This window comes from Brevibacterium rongguiense, assembly GCF_009857845.1.
Lineage (GTDB): Bacteria > Actinomycetota > Actinomycetes > Actinomycetales > Brevibacteriaceae > Brevibacterium > Brevibacterium rongguiense.
This window is the reverse complement of record NZ_WWEQ01000134.1, coordinates 1-590: the sequence shown is the minus strand read 5'-3', so window position 1 is coordinate 590 and position 590 is coordinate 1. Positions and strand designations below refer to the sequence as shown.

At 65.8% G+C, this 590-nt stretch carries 1 protein-coding gene and 1 pseudogene; both read left to right on the top strand.

The window, feature by feature from the left end; translation table 11 throughout:
* Positions 1–45: 45 nt before the first annotated feature.
* Positions 46–336, top strand: coding sequence for a transposase (locus tag GSY69_RS13850; RefSeq protein ID WP_160954404.1), 291 nt, complete (start codon positions 46–48; stop codon positions 334–336).
* Between the two features lie 2 nt (positions 337–338).
* Positions 339–590 (top strand): annotated as a pseudogene (locus GSY69_RS13845) (hypothetical protein); the annotation flags it as partial.

Below are 590 nucleotides of genomic sequence, written 5' to 3'. Positions count from 1 at the left end.
TGAGGTTCCCCCCGGACCGTAGAGGCATCGACAATGAGGATCGAGATGCCAGAGAAGCGGAAGAAGTACGACCGGGAGTTCCGTGAGGGAGCTGTCCGGATCGTCGAAGAGACCGGGAAGCCGATCGCGCAGATCGCGCGCGACCTTGGCGTGAACGAGGGCACCCTGGGCAACTGGGTGAACCGTGCGCGGGCGGAGCGGGACGACTCATCGAGCCTGTCCAAGAACGACTCCGACGAACTCAAGCGCCTGCGGGCCGAGAACGCCGAGCTCCGCATGGAGCGTGATGTCCTCAAGCGATCCGTGGTCCTGTGGGTCAAGGAGGCGACGAAGTGAGCGTGGCACGCTTCATCGCCGACCAGAGGACCAACTACCGGGTGCCACACACCGTGACCTGCCTGCTGCTCGGCGTCAGCCTGGCGTGGTTCTACAAATGGCGCGACCGAGCACTGGGCCCGGCCGCGTCCAGCGGCCTGTTCACCGCGATGGACCGACGCCGCGACACCATCGACCGGGCCGTGAAGGTGATGTTCGCCAAGAAGCGTGGTCTACACGGTTCGCCTCGGCTGCACGCCGACCTGCGCGACGAC